The following is a 15,264-nucleotide window of genomic DNA, read 5'->3' as shown; positions in this document are numbered from 1 at the left end:
CGACCAGCGGCCGGACTCAGCCGCGCGGCTGCTTGCCCTCCATGGCCAGCAGTTCCTCGTTCGGGACCGCCCCGCCGAACCGCCGGTCCCGCGAGGCGAACTCCACGCAGGCCCGCCACAGGTCGCGCCGGTCGAAGTCCGGCCACAGGACGTCCTGGAAGACCATCTCGGCGTAGGCGCTCTGCCAGAGCAGGTAGTTGGAGGTGCGCTGCTCGCCACTGGGGCGCAGGAACAGGTCGACGTCCGGCATGTCGGGGTAGTACAGGTACCTCGCGAAGGTCTTCTCCGTGACCTTCGACGGGTCGAGCCGCCCGGCCCGTACGTCCTCCGCCAACGCCTGCGCCGCGTCCGCGATCTCCGCCCGTCCGCCGTAGTTCATGCAGAAGTACAGGGTCAGCCGGTCGTTGTCCTTCGTCTGCTCCTGCGCGATCTGGAGCTCCTTGGCCACCGACTTCCACAGCTTGGGCATCCGGCCGACCCACCGCACCCGCACGCCCAGCTCGTCGAGCTGGTCGCGGGTCTTGCGGATGAAGTCCCGGTTGAAGTTCATCAGGAAGCGCACCTCGTCCGGCGACCGCTTCCAGTTCTCGGTGGAGAAGGCGTACAGCGAGATCGCCCCGACGCCCATCTCGATCGCGCCCTGCAGCACGTCCAGCACGCGCTCGGCGCCCACCTTGTGGCCCTCGGTGCGCGGCAGCCCCCGCTCCTTCGCCCAGCGGCCGTTCCCGTCCATGACGATCGCCACATGGTTGGGGATCAGCTCACCCGGGAGCTTCGGCGCGCGGGCGCCGGACGGATGCGGCTCCGGCGTCTTGTACTCGCGGCGCTGGCGGCCCAGGAACCCGCGTACGACCATGTGCCTCTCGTCTCCCTTGCTTCTACTTCTCGACGTACCGAAGTGAGCGCAGCCCGCGCTCCAGGTGCCAGTGCAGATAGGCGGACACCAGCCCGCTCCCCTCGCGCACGTACCGCGGCTCGCAGGCGTCCGCGGTCTCCCAGTCTCCCGTAAGCAGCGCGCCGAGCAGTTCCAGGGTCTGCGGCGAGGGTACGACGCTGCCGGGCACCCGGCAGTCGACGCAGACGGTTCCGCCGGACGCCACCGAGAAGAACCGGTTCGGCCCCGGCAGGCCGCAGCGCGCGCAGTCACTGAAACTCGGCGCGTAGCCGTTCACGGCAAGGGAGCGCAGCAGGAAGGCGTCGAGGACGAGGTGCGGTGCGTGCTCGCCTCGGGCGAGCGTGCGCAGGGCGCCGACGAGCAGCAGGTACTGCTGCACGGCCGGCTCGCCCTCGTGATCGGTGAACCGCTCGGCGGTCTCCAGCATCGCCGTCCCGGCGGTGTACCGGGCGTAGTCGGTGACGATGCCGCCGCCGTACGGGGCGATGGTCTCGCTCTGCGTGCACAGCGGCAGCCCGCGCCCGATCAGCTCGCTCCCCCGCGCGAAGAACTGCACGTCCACGTGCGAGAAGGGCTCGAGCCGGGCACCGAACTTCGACTTCGTGCGCCGCACCCCGCGCGCTACGGCGCGTACCCGCCCGTGACTGCGGGTGAGCAGCGTGATGATCCGGTCCGCCTCACCCAGCTTCTGGGTGCGCAGCACGATGCCGTCGTCGCGGAACAGGCTCATGCGCCCATTCTCTCCTACGCGGGTGACCCCTCCCCCGCCTCCTTCAAGGAACCTCACCGCGACTGCGGGCGTTCGCGTACGCGGTGGCCGCGCTGAGCCTCTCGGCCGCGGTGGCGTGGCGCACGGCACCCGGATCGGCGTCCCACTCCCGCCCGCCGCCGTACGGTCTCAACTGCACGTACGGCCCCTCGTGTCCCATGACGACGCCCAGCCGCCCGGTCCGGGTGTCCATGACGTAGGAACCGACCGGGGGCTTCACCGGATCACCGCCGCGAGCCGTCGGGCGGTCTCCATCGAACACCGGCCCAGTTCCACCAGCGGACAGGGCGCCTCTCGGGCAAGGCTCGCCGGATCGAGTCGCAGTGACGGCAGGGTAATTCCGGCCTTTTCGAGTGCCGTCCGCAATTCGTTCAAGGTGTCCTCCGCCTCTTCGACGCACAGCGCCGAGTGTCGTGCTTCCACCTGATTCCCCTTCGCCGTCGAGTTTCACTCTTTCCGACTCCAGAATGACCTGGTCGCCCTACACTCGGCAGGAGCTTGTGCGCTACAAAGCCGGGGCAGGGCAAGGGGGTTGGCCATGGCCAACGGTTCACGTCAGGCGGCGTGGGAGTTCTTCGGGGCAGAACTGAAGCGACGCCGCGAGGATGCGGGGTTCACCCAGGTGGAGCTGGGGGCGCGGGTATTCGTGTCCGGGGCTTATATCGGGCAGTTCGAGCAGGCTATTCGAAAGCCTCAGCTGGATATCGCTCGGCGGATCGACGAGACGCTACAAACCGACGGTATTTTCGAGCGGCTTTGGCGCAAGCTCATCAAGGAGCAGCCGTATACGGAGTACTTCGCGCATGTTGTGGAGCTGGAGCGGTTGGCGACCGAGATCTGCGAGTACGCGCCGACGGTGGTTCCGGGGCTCCTCCAGACCCGGGAGTACGCGCAAGCGATGTTCCTGGCGGGCAATCCGCTCGCTGCCGACGAGTACATCGAGGAACTGGTCAAGGGGCGCATGGACCGCACGCTGCTCCTCAACGACGCTACACGGCCCGTGTATTGGGTGGTCCTCCACGAAACGGCCCTGCGCGTCCCTGTCGGCGGCCCGACGGTCATGGCGCACCAGTTGGACCACATCGCGGCGCTGATGCGGGAGCGCAAGGTGCTGCTTCAGATGCTGCCGTTCGCGGCCGGGGCGCACCCGGCCATGGGCAAGATGATGAAGCTCATGGAGTTCGAGGACGCCCCGCCAACCGTCTATACAGAAGGGGTGTTTTCAGGGAGTCTGCTGGACGAACCGGCGGTGGTGAAGCGATCCCGGGCGTCTTACGATCTCATCAGGGCCGCCGCGCTATCGCCGGAGGTGTCCCTCACCTTGGTCGAGTCGGCGGCGGAGGACCACAGACGATGCGCGAGTACGACCTGAGCAACGCCCGGTGGCGCAAGAGCAGCTACAGCGGCGGTGACGGCGGGGAGGACTGCATCGAGGTCGCCGACGGAGTCCCCGGCGTTGTCCCCGTCCGGGACAGCAAGGTGCCGCACGGTCCGGTGGTCGTGATCGGGTCGGCCGCGTGGACGGCGTTCGTCGGGGCCGTCGGGGCCGTCGGGGCCGTCGGGGCCGTCGGGGCCGTCGGGGCCGTCGGGGCCGTCGGGGCCGTCGGGGCCGCCCGCTTCTTGGCCAGTGTCGTGCTTCCACGAGGCGAGTAAAGGGCGCTTCACTCCGCTGCGCTGCGTTCCGCGTCGGCTGCGCCGATCGGCCTGCGGCCGACCCTTGACTCGCCTCGCTCCAGCACGGGTGAGAAGCGAGCGAGCGGCCCGGAAAGGCGGGTGCTCCAGGTCAGCCGACCATTGCTGTGGGCTGAGGGGCGGCCGGAGTTGGGGCGCGACAGCGCCTCGGCGGCACGCCGGGTGGGCTCAGCGGCTGCGGGTGGTGGGTGGCTGGGGCGGGCGCGTCGGCGGGGTGAGGGGACGCCTGCCCGGCTCAGCGGGTGGCGGGAACAGACGCCCCCACGGCCGGTGGGCCAGGCCCCAAATCCCATCACGCCACACGAGCCTCACCAACCCCACTCCTGCAGGTGATTGGAGGATTTGTGCCACAAGCCGGCACCCACGACCCAGGCCTTTTCGCCCGCTGGGTGGCACAAATCCTCCAATCACTGCTCCTTGCCCGCGACCGGAGCGATCCGAGGGCGGGCCACTGCCGCCCCGCGCTGCGGCCGCCGAACCGGCCCGGCCTGCCGCCACCCAGCTGTCGCGCCCGCCCTCGCCCCCCACCGGCCGCAAGTCGCTGAGCCCACCCGGCGTGCATGCGAGGCGCGGACGCGCCCGCCAACCCTCGTATGCGCAAGCCAGTTGCTGCCGTGCTCTCCGTCGCCGCTCTCGTCACCGCCGGCTGCGGCGCGCAGGTCGACACGTCGTCCGACGCGAAGGCCACTACGTCCGTCACCCTCACCAACTGCGGCAAGAAGGTCACCTACGACAAGGTCCCGAGCCGGATGGTCACCAACGACGTCGGGATCACCGAGCTGATGTTCGCGCTCGGCCTGGAGGACCGGATGGCCGGGTTCGTGATGCCCGACGACAAGGGCGACCTGGGCGGGGTGCCGTGGAAGGACGGCTACGACAAGGTGCCGTGGCTGTCGAAGGACCAGGTGACGAAGGAGAACGTCCTGGACGCCCGCGCGGACATGGTCTTCGCCGGGTGGAACTACGGGTTCCGTGAGGACGCGGGCTTCACCCCGGACGCGTTGCGCAAGCTCGGCGTCTCCTCCTACGTCCTGACCGAGTCCTGCCGAAACGGCCGCACGGACACCTCCCGCGGCATCATGCCGTCGCTCGAGGCCCTGTACACGGACCTGACGAATCTGGGCAGGCTCTTCGGCGTCGAGGACCGGGCCGCCGAGCTGATCGCCGGCTTCCAGAAGCAGGTGGCCGACGTCGAGGCGAAAGCCCCCAAGCGCGCCGACCGTCCCAAGGTGTTCCTCTACGACAGCGGCGAGGACCAGCCCTTCACCTCCGGCCGCTACGCCGCGCCCGACCAGATCATCGGCAAGGCGGGCGGCGTCAACGTCATGCACGACCTCGAGGACTCGTGGACGACGGTCGGCTGGGAAACGGTCGTCGAACGCAACCCCGACGTGATCGTCATCTGCGACTACGGGGACGTCGGCGCCGAGCAGAAGAAGCGATTCCCGCTGTCGTACGCCCCGTTGCGGAACGTGTCGGCCGTCAAGCGCCAGCGGATCTTCACGCTGGACTACGTCGACCTCGTGGAGAGCCCGCGGAACCCGTCGGCGATCGCCCGCCTCGGGGCGTACCTGCGGACGAGGTAGCGCGGGTCAGGGGTGGGTCCAGCTCATGCCCGCGTCATGGTCACCGTCGCCCCGCTGGTCCTGGCTGTCCTGACCACGAGGCCGGACCCGGACGCCCCACGCATCGACGCCCTGATCGCCGAGACGGCGGAGGTGCTGGCGAAGACCCTCACCCGGTAGCGAAGCCCCGCACATACCGCCGCTGCCACCACGTCTCCACCGCCCGCCGGTCGTAGTGCGCGCGGACGTACGCCACCGCCTCCTCGGCCGGTACGCCGTCCAGCACGGCCAGGCAGGCCAGGGCCGTGCCGGTCCGTCCGCGGCCACCGCCGCAGGCGATCTCGACCCGCTCGCGGGCGGCGCGTTCCCAGGCCTCGGTGAGGGCCGCGCGGGCGTCGGCGCGGTCCGCCGGGAGGCGGAAGTCGGGCCAGCGGACCCAGCGGGAGTCCCAGGGGACGGCGGGGGGGCCGCCTGCCGAGAAGGTAGAGGGCGTACGACGGGCTGGGCGCCCCTGGTGCGAGGGGACGCCGCAGACCGCGTCCCCGCACCAGTCGCCCCGACGGCAGCCGGAGCACGCCCGCCGCCTGTTCGTCCCACAGCTTCTGCGTCTCCACCGGATCGGTCTCCAAGGGATCAGTGTTCACAGGGTCGGTCTCCAGGGGATCAGTCTGGCCGCCCGTGCGCTCACCTGCGTCAACTCCCGCTATTTCATACCGCCATTGGCGTGACCTCTGGCAGATACGCCATTCGTGTGTGATCCCTTGACCGCCCTCACGGCCGCTCCTATGGTCGCGCTGACCGGACGTAGAACGTCGTATCTCCTGATTGCCTGAATCATCCCACCGCCTCCCCCACCACTCCGGAGGACCCGTGCGCGACGTGACCAACGACGTTCCGACGCTGCACCGCCGCTCTTTCCTGAAGTACACCGGCGCCCTCGGCGCCGCCGCCGCGGTCTCCGCGTCGCTGTCCGCCTGTTCGGCCGGCCCGGAGTCCACCAACGACACCGGCGACGGGGGCGAGGGCGCGAACCGGACGCTCACGGCGGTCATCGGCTACGGGAACGACGGCAGCTGGGATCCGACACAGACCGCGTCCGCGTTCTGCATGGCCGGCAACAACCACATCTACGAGGGGCTGCTCGACACCGACCCGATCTCGCGTGAGCCGTATCCGGCCCTGGCGACCCAGGTGCCGACGGACCTGACCAGCACCTCGTGGAAGTTCACGCTGCGGGCGGGCGCGAAGTTCCACGACGGCAAGCCGGTCACCGCCGACGACGTGGTCTTCGTCTTCGACCGGATCCTCGACCCGGACACCCAGACCCTCGCCAAGGGGTTCTTCGAGCCCTGGCTGAAGGGCGTGCGGAAGATCGACGCGCAGAACGTCGAGCTGGTCCTGAAGTTCCCCTTCCCGGAGGGCGCGTCCCGGCTCACCCTCGCGAAGATCATGCCGAAGCACGTCTTCTCCCGGCCCGGCGCCTGGGACGAGGCGATCAAGGGGCTGGCGGTGGGTTCGGGGCCGTACCGGCAGAGCGCGCACCACCCGAAGTCCAACACCACCTTCGAGGCGTTCGCCGACTACAACGGCCCGCGCCCGCCCGCCTTCAGAAAGATGAACTGGCTGACGATCGTCGACGCCGCTCCGCGCGTCGCGAAGATCTCCGGCTCGAGCGCGGGCGCGCAGATCGCGGACAACATCCCGTACGCCAACATCGGACGGCTGGAGAGCGGCGGGCTGACGGTGGCCGGCGGGGCCGGGATGAACAACCTGTTCCTGATGTTCGACACGCGGCGCAAGCCGTTCGACGACGTACGGGTGCGGCAGGCGCTGCACTACGCCATCGACACCGAGACGATGGTGGAGGTGGCCCTCAAGGGGCACGGGAAGCCGTCGTCGTCGTTCCTCGACGAGAGCAACCCGGCCTACCGGCGCGCGAAGACCGTCTACGACCACGACCCCGACAAGGCCAGGGCCCTGCTGAAGGAGGCCGGGGTCAGCGGGCTGAAGGTCGAGATTCTGGCGGTGAACGTCAGCTGGATCGTCGACTGTCTGCCGACCATCAAGTCGTCCTGGGACGCGATCGGCGTGCGGACCACGCTGTCGCCGCAGGAGACCACGGCCGTCTTCACCAAGATGGACCAGAAGCAGGACTACCAGGTCGTCGCCGCCGCCTCGAACCCCAACCAGTTCGGCCTCGACGCCGACCTGATCATGCACTACAACTACGGGCCCGAGAACCTGTGGATGCAGTACGCCCGCTGGGCCGACGACCCGGTCGCCAAGCAGTTGTTCAGGGACATGGACCGGGCGACCCGGGAGGCGGATCCGGACCGCAAGAAGGCGATGATCCAGGACTACATCGACGTCGTCGCCGAACAGGCCGTGCTCTACCCGGTCGTCCACAACGAACTCATGACGGCCTGGGACCCGAGCGAACTCGCCGGCATAAGGGCCCAGCCGTACCCCGGAATCAACGTCCTCCAGGCCAAGTGGGCTTAAATCTCCGGGAGTTGGTCCGTGGTCGCCATCGTCAGGATTCTGGCCCGCCGTATCGCCCTGCTCGTGCCGCTGATGCTCGGCATCGTGCTGTTCGTGTTCCTGGTGATGCGGTTCTCGGACGTCGACCCGGCGTCCGCGTTCTTCCAGGGCGCCAACCCGACGCCCGAGCAGCTGCACGACTTCCGCGAGGAGCACGGCCTGCTCGACCCGCTCCCCGTGCGCTATGTCGCCTTCGTCGGCGACCTGCTGCACGGTGACATGGGCACCAGCGCGCTGACCCGCGGCGAGGTGATCGACCAGGTCATGACCGCGCTGCCGCTCACCATGCAGCTGACCTTCCTCGGCCTCGGCATCGCGGTGGTGCTGTCGCTGATCGGCGGGGTGACCGCGGCGATCTACCGGGACCGGCTGCCCGACCAGATCATCCGGGTCGTGTCCCTGACCGGCGTGGCCGCGCCCGGGTTCTGGCTGGCGCTGCTGATGATCCAGTACCTGGCGGTCGACCTGGGCTGGTTCCCGACCGGCGGCTACATCAATCCGGCGGACTCCTTCACCGGCTGGCTGAAGACCATGACGCTGCCCGCCCTCGCCCTGTCGCTGCCCGTCGCCGCGCAGCTGACCCGGATCGTGCGGACGGCCGTCGTGGAGGAGCTGGACAAGGACTACGTCCGCACGGCGATCGGCAGCGGGCTGCCGCCGCGGGTGGTGGTCGGGCGGAACGTGCTCAGAAACGCCCTGATCAATCCACTGACCGTGCTCGGGTTGCGGGTCGGCTATCTGCTCGGCGGCGCGGTCGTCATCGAGACGATCTTCTCGCTGCCCGGCATGGGCAAGCTGATGATCGACGCCGTGAAGAACGGCGACCCGGCCGTCGTCCAGGGCGTCGTGCTGACGACCGCGACCGGCTTCGTCGTCGTCAACCTCGTCATCGACATCCTCTACCTGCTGGTCAACCCGCGACTGAGGGAAGCGGCCTGATGTTCACGCGCAAGCGCCTCACCGAGGCCCTGGCCCGACCCGGCGTCCGGCTGCGCGGCTGGCGCCGACTGCCGCTGCTGTCGAAGGTCGCCGTCTGCTTCCTGGCGCTGGTGGTGCTGGTCGCGGTGTTCGCGCCGCTGCTCGCGCCGTACGACCCGCTGGAGCAGCTGCCGCCGGTCGACGGCACCGGGCATCCGTCCGCCGTGCACTGGATGGGCCAGGACAGCCTCGGCCGGGACATCCTCAGCCGGCTGATGTACGGCGCCCGCTGGTCCCTGGCGATCGGGCTCGGCGCCACCGCGCTGGCCCTGCTCGCGGGTTCGCTGATCGGCGCGGTGGCGGCCACCTCCCGCAAGGCGGTGGACGAGACGCTGATGCGCTGTCTGGACGTCGTGATGGCGTTCCCGGGGATCGCGCTCGCCGCCGTCCTGGTCGCCGTGTTCGGCGGCGGGATCACGGTGCTGATCTGCGCGATCGCGTTCCTGTTCACGCCGCCGGTCGCCAGGGTCGTACGGGCGAACGTGCTGGATCAGTACGGCGAGGACTATGTGACCGCCGAACGGGTCATCGGCGCCCGCACCCCGCATATCGTCCTCAAGCACGTGGCCATCAACTGCGCGGCCCCGGTGCTGGTGTTCTGCACCGTGCAGGTCGCCGAGGCGATCGTCTTCGAGGCGTCGCTGTCCTTCATCGGGGCGGGCGTCCGGCCGCCGGACCCGTCGTGGGGCAGCGTCATCGCGGACGGCAAGAACATGGTGCTGACCGGCGGCTGGTGGGCGACCGTCTTCCCCGGGCTGCTGATGCTGGTCACCGTGCTGTCGCTGAACATCCTGTCGGAGGGCGTGTCGGACGCATGGGCGGCTCCGGCGGCGCGGGAGGTGGAGGTACGCAAGGAGGCCGACCGCGTGGAGGCCCCCGAGCCCGGCAGCGGCAAGGTCATCCAGCTCCCCGGCCTGACCGAGGCCGCCCGCCGGCTCCGCTCCCGCGCCCGCCCCCTCCCCGACGGGCGGCCGGTGCTCTCGGTCGAGAACCTCGCGATCGGCTTCGACCACCGGCACCACGGGGTGGACATCGTCGACGGCATCAGCTTCGAGGTGCACGCCGGTGAAGTGCTCGGCCTGGTCGGCGAGTCGGGCTGCGGCAAGTCACTGACGGCGCTGACCGTCATGGGCCTGCAACCGGGGGGTGCCCGGGTGCGCGGCCAGGTCCGCTTCAACCAGCGCGACCTGCTCGCCGAGCCGATGCGGGTACGCCGCAGGCTCCTCGGCCACGAGATGGCGATGATCTACCAGGACGCCCTGTCGTCCCTGAACCCCGCGATGACCATCCGCGCCCAGCTCAAGCAGGTCGTACGCCGCGGAGGGCACCGCACCCCCGCCGACCTGCTCACCATGGTCGGCCTCGACCCCGACCGCACCCTGCGCAGCTACCCGCACGAACTCTCCGGCGGCCAGCGCCAGCGCGTCCTGATCGCCATGGCCCTGTCCCGCGACCCGAAGCTGATCGTCGCCGACGAGCCGACGACCGCGCTGGACGTGACCGTACAGGCACAGATCATGGAACTGCTGCTCAGGCTGCGCGAGGAACTGGGCTTCGCGCTGATCCTGGTCTCGCACGACCTCGCCCTGGTCGCGGACATCACCGACCGGGTGGTGGTGATGTACGGCGGGCAGATCGTGGAAACGGGCGTGACCGCGGACCTGGTGGAGGTGCCGGCCCACCACTACACGCGCGGACTGCTCGGCAGCGTGCTGTCGCTGGAGTCGTCCCAGGAGCGGATGACGCAGATCAAGGGCGTCGTCCCCTCCCCCGCGGACTTCCCGGCGGGCTGCCGGTTCGCGGACCGCTGCCCGATGGCGAGCGAGACCTGCCGGACGACGGCCCCGGACCTGCTGGGCACACGCACCCACACGGCGGCCTGCCACCATCCGGCGGTGCTGCTGGTGACCGAGGGCGAGGCGGAGAGCGAGGTCGTCACGTGAGCGCACTGCTGGAACTCGCCGACGTGCATGTCGTGCACAAGGCCCGCACGGGGGGTGTCTTCAAGCGGGACAAGGTGTACGCCCTCACCGGCGCCGACCTCACCATCGCGCCCGGCGAGACGGTCGGCGTGGTCGGGGAGTCCGGCTGCGGCAAGTCGACGCTGGCGAAGGTGCTGGTGGGCGTGCAGCGGCCGACGTCCGGGACGGTGTCCTTCCGCGGCCGTGACCTGTGGACCATGTCGGCCGACGAGCGCCGGGCGGCGATCGGCAGCCACACCGGCATGATCTTCCAGGACCCGTCGACCGCCCTGAACCGCCGGCTGACCGTCCGGCAGATCCTGCGCGACCCGCTGGACGTGCACAAGCGCGGCACGGCAGCCCAACGGGAGGAGCGAGTACGGGAGCTGATGGCGCTGGTGGGACTACCGCGGGCGCTCGCCGACGGGCTGCCCGGCCAGCTCTCCGGCGGTCAGCGGCAACGCGTCGCCATCGCCCGCGCCCTGGCCCTCGACCCCGGCCTGGTGGTGGCGGACGAGCCGACCAGCGCCCTGGACGTGTCGGTACGCGCACAGATCCTCAACCTGCTGCTGGACCTCAAGGAGAGGCTGGGTCTGGCACTGGTGTTCGTCTCGCACGACATCCAGACGGTACGGCGGATGAGCGACCGGGTGATCACCATGTACCTCGGCCGGATCGTGGAGGAGGCCCCGGCCGACCGGGTGACGGACCGGGCCAGGCACCCGTACACCCGCGCCCTGTTCTCCGCGACCCCCGGCCTCCTCGACCCCATCGACCCGATCCCGCTCGTCGGGCCGGTGCCGTCGGCGACCCGCCCGCCGAGCGGATGCCCGTTCCGTACCCGATGCTGGAAGGCGGACGAGGAGTGCGCCGAGTCGATGCCCGGGATTTCCGTCTCGTCCACCCTCGGGCATCGCTTCCGCTGCCACCATCCGGTGGCGGAGGACCAGCCGACCCGTGAACTCGTCGGCCAGGCGCACGTGTCGAAGGAGCCCAGATGACCCTTCCCACCCCGCTCACCGGTGTCGTACCGCCCGTCTGCACGCCCCTGACACCGGACCGCGAGGTGGATGTGCCCTCGCTGCTCAGGCTGGTCGACCATCTGATGGCCGGCGGGGTGCACGGGCTGTTCGTGCTGGGTTCGACCTCGGAGGCGGCGTATCTGACGGACGGGCAGCGCGAGCGGGTCGTGCGGGCGGTGGTGGGCCATGTGGGCGGGCAGCTGCCGGTCCTGGCGGGCGCCATCGACATGACCACGCCGCGCGTACTGGACCACGTGGGGCGGGTCACGGCGGCGGGCGCGGACGCGGTCGTCGCGACCGCCCCCTTCTACACCCGCACCCACCCCGCGGAGATCGCCCGCCACTACCGGATGCTCGCCGCCGCCTCCCCGGTCCCCGTCCTCGCCTACGACATCCCGCCCGCCGTGCACACCAAGCTCGCCCCCGAGCTGGTGCTGGAGCTGGCCGCGGACGGTGTGCTGGCCGGGCTGAAGGACTCCAGCGGCGACCTCGGCGGCTTCCGCAGGGTCGTCACCGCCGCCCGCACCCACCCCGGCCTCACCGGATTCACCGCGCTGACCGGCTCCGAGCTCGTCGTCGACGCCGCGCTCGCACTGGGCGCCGACGGTGCGGTGCCCGGCCTCGCCAATGTCGACCCGCACGGCTACGTCCACCTCTACCGGCTGTGCCGGGCCGGCGACCGGGAGCGCGCCCGCGCCGAACAGGAGCGGCTGTGCGCCCTGTTCGGCCTGGTCGGTGTCGGGGACCCGGCGCGGATGGGCGGGAGTTCGTCGGCGCTGGGGGCATTCAAGGCGGCCCTGCATCTGCGGGGGGTCATCACCTGTCCCGCGACCGCTGAGCCGCAGATCCCCTTGTCGGCGGACGAGGTGGAGCGGGTGGGGAAGTTCCTGGCGGCCGGGGGACTCCTGTGAAGTGAACGCAGGGTGGACTGCGTACAACCATTCGTTTGCGCCACGGGTCTTGCGGGTGTGCACGAGCCGATCTGACGGCTCGTCACTTCGAAGCACGCCCTGAGCAGGAGGCCTTGTGCGCAGACGCACTCTTCGTATGACGGTGGCCACCGCCGTCGCCATGGCGGCGACCGCCGCGATCGCACCCGGGGCACAGGCCGCCCCGGCCGCCGGAACCGCCGCCGGCCCGGCGAAGGTCGATTTCAACGGCGACGGTGTCACCGACACGGCCGTGACCGCGTACAGCGCGACGGTGGCCGGCAAGGAGGCGGCCGGCTACGTGGCCGTGACGTACGGCGTCCGGTCGACGGGGGTGAAGGCGGCGCACCGGAAGGTCTACCACCAGAACTCACCCGGGGTACCGGGCGGCGTCGACCAGGGCGACCTGTTCGGCACGGCCCTGACGACCGGGGACCTCGACGGCGACGGCTACACCGACCTCGTCGTCGGCTCGGCGTACGAGGAGAACGGGTCCCTGTCGGGGGCCGGCCGTCTGACGGTGCTGTGGGGCGGCCCGAGCGGCCTGTCCGGCGGCACCGTCATCAAGGGCACGCGGGCCGACCAGAATCTCGGCGAAGCGCTCACCGCGGGCGACTTCGACGGGGACGGCCACGTGGACCTGGCCACCGGGACCACGGTCGCATACGGCCCGGTGGACCGGGCGGCCGGGCCGGCCCGAACCGAGGCGATGAACGTCGAGGTCGGCGGCCCGGCGGAGGAGTTGTGGAGCCGCCCCGCTCTCGCCGCGGGCGATGTGAACGGTGACGGCATCGACGACGTGGTGGCCGTCGTCTCGCACGGCTCCGGGGAGCTGCCGTACCACGGCCCCCGCCTCGTGCAGTACTTCGCGGGCAGCCGGGCCGGACTGACGCCCGCCCGGACACTGAAGGACGCGAACACCGGCAGGACCCTGGACGGCGGCCGGGCCGTCGCGCTGGGCGACCTCGACAGAGACGGGTACGCCGACATCGTCCTCGGCCGCACCAGCGAGTACGACATGGACGGCACCGAGGACGTCAACGCGCTGGGCGGCGCGGTCGAGATCGTCCGCGGCGGCACCGCCGGTCCGGACACCGCGAGCCCGCGCACGCTGCTCCATCAGGACAGCCCCGGAATCCCGGGCACCGCGGAGGACGAGGACCACTTCGGCGCGAGCCTGTCCCTCGGGGACGTGAACGGCGACGGCCGCCTCGACCTCGCGGTCGGCGTCAGCCGCGAGGGCGTGGGCACCCGGGACGAGGCGGGTTCGGTGACCGTCCTGCGGGGTACCGCGACGGGGCTCACCGGGCAGGGAGCGAAGACCTTCACCCAGAACACGCCGTCGGTGCCGGGCAGTGCCGAGGCGGGGGACGTCTTCGGCACCGCCGTACGGCTGGCCGACACCAACGGCGACGGCCGGGCGGAGTTGTACGCGGGCGCTCCGGGGGAGAACTCCGACGCGGGCGGGGTCTGGGTGCTCCCCGGCGGCTCCACCCAGGTGACCGGCACCGGCTCGGTCTCGTTCGGCGCGGGGTCGCTGGGCACCGTCGCGACGCGGGCCCAGCTCGGCAGTCGTTTCAACAGCTGACGGCACCCGGGGCGGGGGTCCGGCTGCCGGTCGGTCAGGTCAGTGAGCCGACCGGCAGCCGGCGGAACTCGATCGTCTCGTAGGTGCCCGTCACTCCCGTCTCGTACAGGATGCCGAGCGTGTTCCGGTCGAGGCGTACGAGGTCGGAGTAGGCGGCCCGCTGCTGGGACAGGGTGAGAGCTTTGGTGAAGGTCGTGCCGCCGTCCGTGCTGCGCCAGACCGCCATCGCCTGGCGGGCGGTGGGCACGGACGGGCCGGAGAACAGCAGCCCGGCGCCCGGGTGGTGCAGGACGCTGCCCTGCACGATCGGCACGTCGTCGAGGGTGGGCTGGACGGTGTACGGCCGTTCCAGGGAGGCCGCCCCGTCGGCGGAGTGGCTGTCGAGGCGGTTGCCGGTGCTGGTGCCGTGCTGGTCGCGGGCGGAGAAGTAGATCCTGCCGTCGGGGAGTTGGGCGGTCGCGGACTCGTTGGCGTTGTTGTGGCCGTCGTAGGAGTCGTCGACGAAGCCCAGCCGCCAGGTGCGGCCGCCGTTGTCGCTGTAGAGGGCGTGGGCGCCGTAGTACCTGGGCTCCTCGCCGGTGTCGGGCGAGCCGGCGGGCGGGGCGGCGGAGTGGTTGGCCGGGACCACCAGCCGGCCCTTGTGCGGGCCGCGGGTGAGGGCGATCGCATGGCCGGGGCCGGTGGCGTACCAGCGCCAGTTCGGCCGTTTCACCGCCGCCGTGATCTCCTGCGGGCGGGTGAAGCGGCGCCCGTCGTCCAGGCTGCGCTGCACGAACACGCGTCGGCTCTGAGCGGGCGTCACCTCGCCGCGCATGATCTGCGCCTCCGTCACAGCACCGCTGTTGTGGGACGTCAGCAGCACGACCGCGCCGGTGCCGGGGTCGACGACCGGCGCCGGGTTGCCCCGCGTGTCGCCGTCTCCGGCGGCGACGACCGTCAGCGGGCCCCAGGTGCGGCCGCCGTCGGTGGAGCGGCGGACGACCACGTCGATGTCGCCGGAGTCACCGGCACCGCCGCGCCGGCCCTCCGCGAAGGCGAGGACGGTGCCGCGCGGGGTGCTGACGGCGGCGGGGATGCGGTACGTGTCGTAGCCGCCCTCCCCGGAGACGTACGGGACGGAGGACGTGCACCGGCCGGCGGCGGAGGCCGGCGTGGGCGCGGTGAGCGAGCTGAAGGCGACGGGGGTGAGGAGTGCTACGGCGGTCAGGAAGGCGCGTCTCGGACGTGGCATCTCAGGGACCCCCAAGGACAGTGACCGGTTGTCGGTCACATCGTCCCAGGCGTCACCTGCCCCGACTCGTAGGCCACGACGACCAGTTGGGCC

The 15,264-nt window shown here is 70.9% G+C and carries 15 protein-coding genes and 1 pseudogene; 10 read left to right on the top strand and 6 right to left on the bottom strand.

Annotated features, from left to right (window positions below; genetic code table 11):
* Positions 1-16: 16 nt before the first annotated feature.
* The 4 genes from ACKTSN_RS31555 to ACKTSN_RS31540 are packed head-to-tail and all read right to left on the bottom strand — an operon-like array spanning position 17 to position 2,087.
* Positions 17-856 (bottom strand): isoprenyl transferase, encoded by an 840-nt coding sequence (locus tag ACKTSN_RS31555; RefSeq protein WP_409472213.1) that lies wholly within the window; start codon positions 854-856, stop codon positions 17-19.
* A 22-nt stretch (positions 857-878) separates the two neighbouring features.
* On the bottom strand, positions 879-1,625 hold the full coding sequence (recO, locus tag ACKTSN_RS31550; RefSeq protein WP_409472212.1) for a DNA repair protein RecO: 747 nt from the start codon (positions 1,623-1,625) through the stop codon (positions 879-881).
* A 43-nt stretch (positions 1,626-1,668) separates the two neighbouring features.
* Positions 1,669-1,884, bottom strand: coding sequence for a hypothetical protein (locus ACKTSN_RS31545; RefSeq protein ID WP_409472211.1), 216 nt, complete (start codon positions 1,882-1,884; stop codon positions 1,669-1,671).
* Positions 1,881-2,087 (bottom strand): hypothetical protein, encoded by a 207-nt coding sequence (locus ACKTSN_RS31540; protein ID WP_129801952.1) that lies wholly within the window; start codon positions 2,085-2,087, stop codon positions 1,881-1,883. Before ACKTSN_RS31540 ends, ACKTSN_RS31545 begins: the two co-directional genes overlap by 4 nt.
* 115 nt (positions 2,088-2,202) lie before the next feature.
* Between ACKTSN_RS31540 and ACKTSN_RS31535 the strand changes: the two genes are divergently transcribed.
* The 4 genes from ACKTSN_RS31535 (at position 2,203) to ACKTSN_RS31520 (ending at position 5,101) form a co-directional block, all read left to right on the top strand.
* Positions 2,203-3,036, top strand: a complete 834-nt coding sequence (locus ACKTSN_RS31535) for a helix-turn-helix domain-containing protein (protein WP_409472210.1) — start codon at positions 2,203-2,205, stop codon at positions 3,034-3,036.
* Complete coding sequence (locus ACKTSN_RS31530) at positions 3,018-3,317, top strand: DUF397 domain-containing protein (RefSeq protein ID WP_409472209.1); 300 nt, start codon at positions 3,018-3,020, stop codon at positions 3,315-3,317. Before ACKTSN_RS31535 ends, ACKTSN_RS31530 begins: the two co-directional genes overlap by 19 nt.
* A gap of 632 nt (positions 3,318-3,949) precedes the next feature.
* Positions 3,950-4,942, top strand: a complete 993-nt coding sequence (locus tag ACKTSN_RS31525) for an ABC transporter substrate-binding protein (RefSeq protein WP_409472208.1) — start codon at positions 3,950-3,952, stop codon at positions 4,940-4,942.
* A 36-nt stretch (positions 4,943-4,978) separates the two neighbouring features.
* Positions 4,979-5,101: a hypothetical protein gene (locus ACKTSN_RS31520; RefSeq protein ID WP_409472207.1), complete on the top strand. Its 123-nt coding sequence runs from the start codon at positions 4,979-4,981 to the stop codon at positions 5,099-5,101.
* Here ACKTSN_RS31520 and ACKTSN_RS31515 read toward each other — a convergent pair.
* Positions 5,091-5,535, bottom strand: a pseudogene (locus ACKTSN_RS31515) (protein phosphatase). The gene ACKTSN_RS31520 and the pseudogene ACKTSN_RS31515 sit on opposite strands and share 11 nt — an antisense overlap.
* A 256-nt stretch (positions 5,536-5,791) precedes the next feature.
* On the opposite strand from ACKTSN_RS31515, the gene ACKTSN_RS31510 reads away from it, so the two are divergent.
* The 6 genes from ACKTSN_RS31510 (at position 5,792) to ACKTSN_RS31485 (ending at position 13,940) form a co-directional block, all read left to right on the top strand.
* On the top strand, positions 5,792-7,423 hold the full coding sequence (locus ACKTSN_RS31510) for an ABC transporter substrate-binding protein (RefSeq protein WP_409472206.1): 1,632 nt from the start codon (positions 5,792-5,794) through the stop codon (positions 7,421-7,423).
* Positions 7,424-7,441: 18 nt separating this feature from the next.
* A complete protein-coding gene (locus tag ACKTSN_RS31505; RefSeq protein ID WP_129801852.1) occupies positions 7,442-8,401 on the top strand; it encodes an ABC transporter permease in 960 nt (319 codons plus the stop codon).
* Positions 8,401-10,383, top strand: coding sequence for a dipeptide/oligopeptide/nickel ABC transporter permease/ATP-binding protein (locus tag ACKTSN_RS31500; RefSeq protein WP_409472205.1), 1,983 nt, complete (start codon positions 8,401-8,403; stop codon positions 10,381-10,383). Before ACKTSN_RS31505 ends, ACKTSN_RS31500 begins: the two co-directional genes overlap by 1 nt.
* Entirely contained in the window at positions 10,380-11,402 is a 1,023-nt protein-coding gene (locus ACKTSN_RS31495; RefSeq protein ID WP_409472204.1) for an oligopeptide/dipeptide ABC transporter ATP-binding protein, read from the top strand. Before ACKTSN_RS31500 ends, ACKTSN_RS31495 begins: the two co-directional genes overlap by 4 nt.
* Positions 11,399-12,334, top strand: coding sequence for a dihydrodipicolinate synthase family protein (locus ACKTSN_RS31490; RefSeq protein WP_409472203.1), 936 nt, complete (start codon positions 11,399-11,401; stop codon positions 12,332-12,334). Before ACKTSN_RS31495 ends, ACKTSN_RS31490 begins: the two co-directional genes overlap by 4 nt.
* A gap of 115 nt (positions 12,335-12,449) precedes the next feature.
* Positions 12,450-13,940 (top strand): FG-GAP and VCBS repeat-containing protein, encoded by a 1,491-nt coding sequence (locus tag ACKTSN_RS31485; RefSeq protein ID WP_409472202.1) that lies wholly within the window; start codon positions 12,450-12,452, stop codon positions 13,938-13,940.
* Between the two features lie 34 nt (positions 13,941-13,974).
* Here the strand turns inward: ACKTSN_RS31485 and ACKTSN_RS31480 are convergent, their stop codons facing one another.
* Positions 13,975-15,171: a sialidase family protein gene (locus ACKTSN_RS31480; protein WP_409472201.1), complete on the bottom strand. Its 1,197-nt coding sequence runs from the start codon at positions 15,169-15,171 to the stop codon at positions 13,975-13,977.
* Between the last annotated feature and the right edge of the window lie 93 nt (positions 15,172-15,264).

Origin of the sequence: Streptomyces flavusporus (assembly GCF_046267975.1) — a bacterium.
GTDB lineage: Bacteria > Actinomycetota > Actinomycetes > Streptomycetales > Streptomycetaceae > Streptomyces > Streptomyces flavusporus.
This window is presented reverse-complemented; position numbering and strand designations above follow the sequence as displayed.

Bases quoted from the DNA above. Each gene is read 5' to 3' on its own strand.
- ACKTSN_RS31500 (WP_409472205.1), top strand. From the start codon at position 8,401: ATGTTCACGCGCAAGCGCCTCACCGAGGCCCTGGCCCGACCCGGCGTC.
- ACKTSN_RS31480 (WP_409472201.1), bottom strand. From the start codon at position 15,171: ATGCCACGTCCGAGACGCGCCTTCCTGACCGCCGTAGCACTCCTCACC.
- ACKTSN_RS31490 (WP_409472203.1), top strand. From the start codon at position 11,399: ATGACCCTTCCCACCCCGCTCACCGGTGTCGTACCGCCCGTCTGCACG.
- ACKTSN_RS31555 (WP_409472213.1), bottom strand. From the start codon at position 856: ATGGTCGTACGCGGGTTCCTGGGCCGCCAGCGCCGCGAGTACAAGACG.
- recO (WP_409472212.1), bottom strand. From the start codon at position 1,625: ATGAGCCTGTTCCGCGACGACGGCATCGTGCTGCGCACCCAGAAGCTG.
- ACKTSN_RS31530 (WP_409472209.1), top strand. From the start codon at position 3,018: ATGCGCGAGTACGACCTGAGCAACGCCCGGTGGCGCAAGAGCAGCTAC.
- ACKTSN_RS31520 (WP_409472207.1), top strand. From the start codon at position 4,979: ATGGTCACCGTCGCCCCGCTGGTCCTGGCTGTCCTGACCACGAGGCCG.
- ACKTSN_RS31535 (WP_409472210.1), top strand. From the start codon at position 2,203: ATGGCCAACGGTTCACGTCAGGCGGCGTGGGAGTTCTTCGGGGCAGAA.
- ACKTSN_RS31525 (WP_409472208.1), top strand. From the start codon at position 3,950: ATGCGCAAGCCAGTTGCTGCCGTGCTCTCCGTCGCCGCTCTCGTCACC.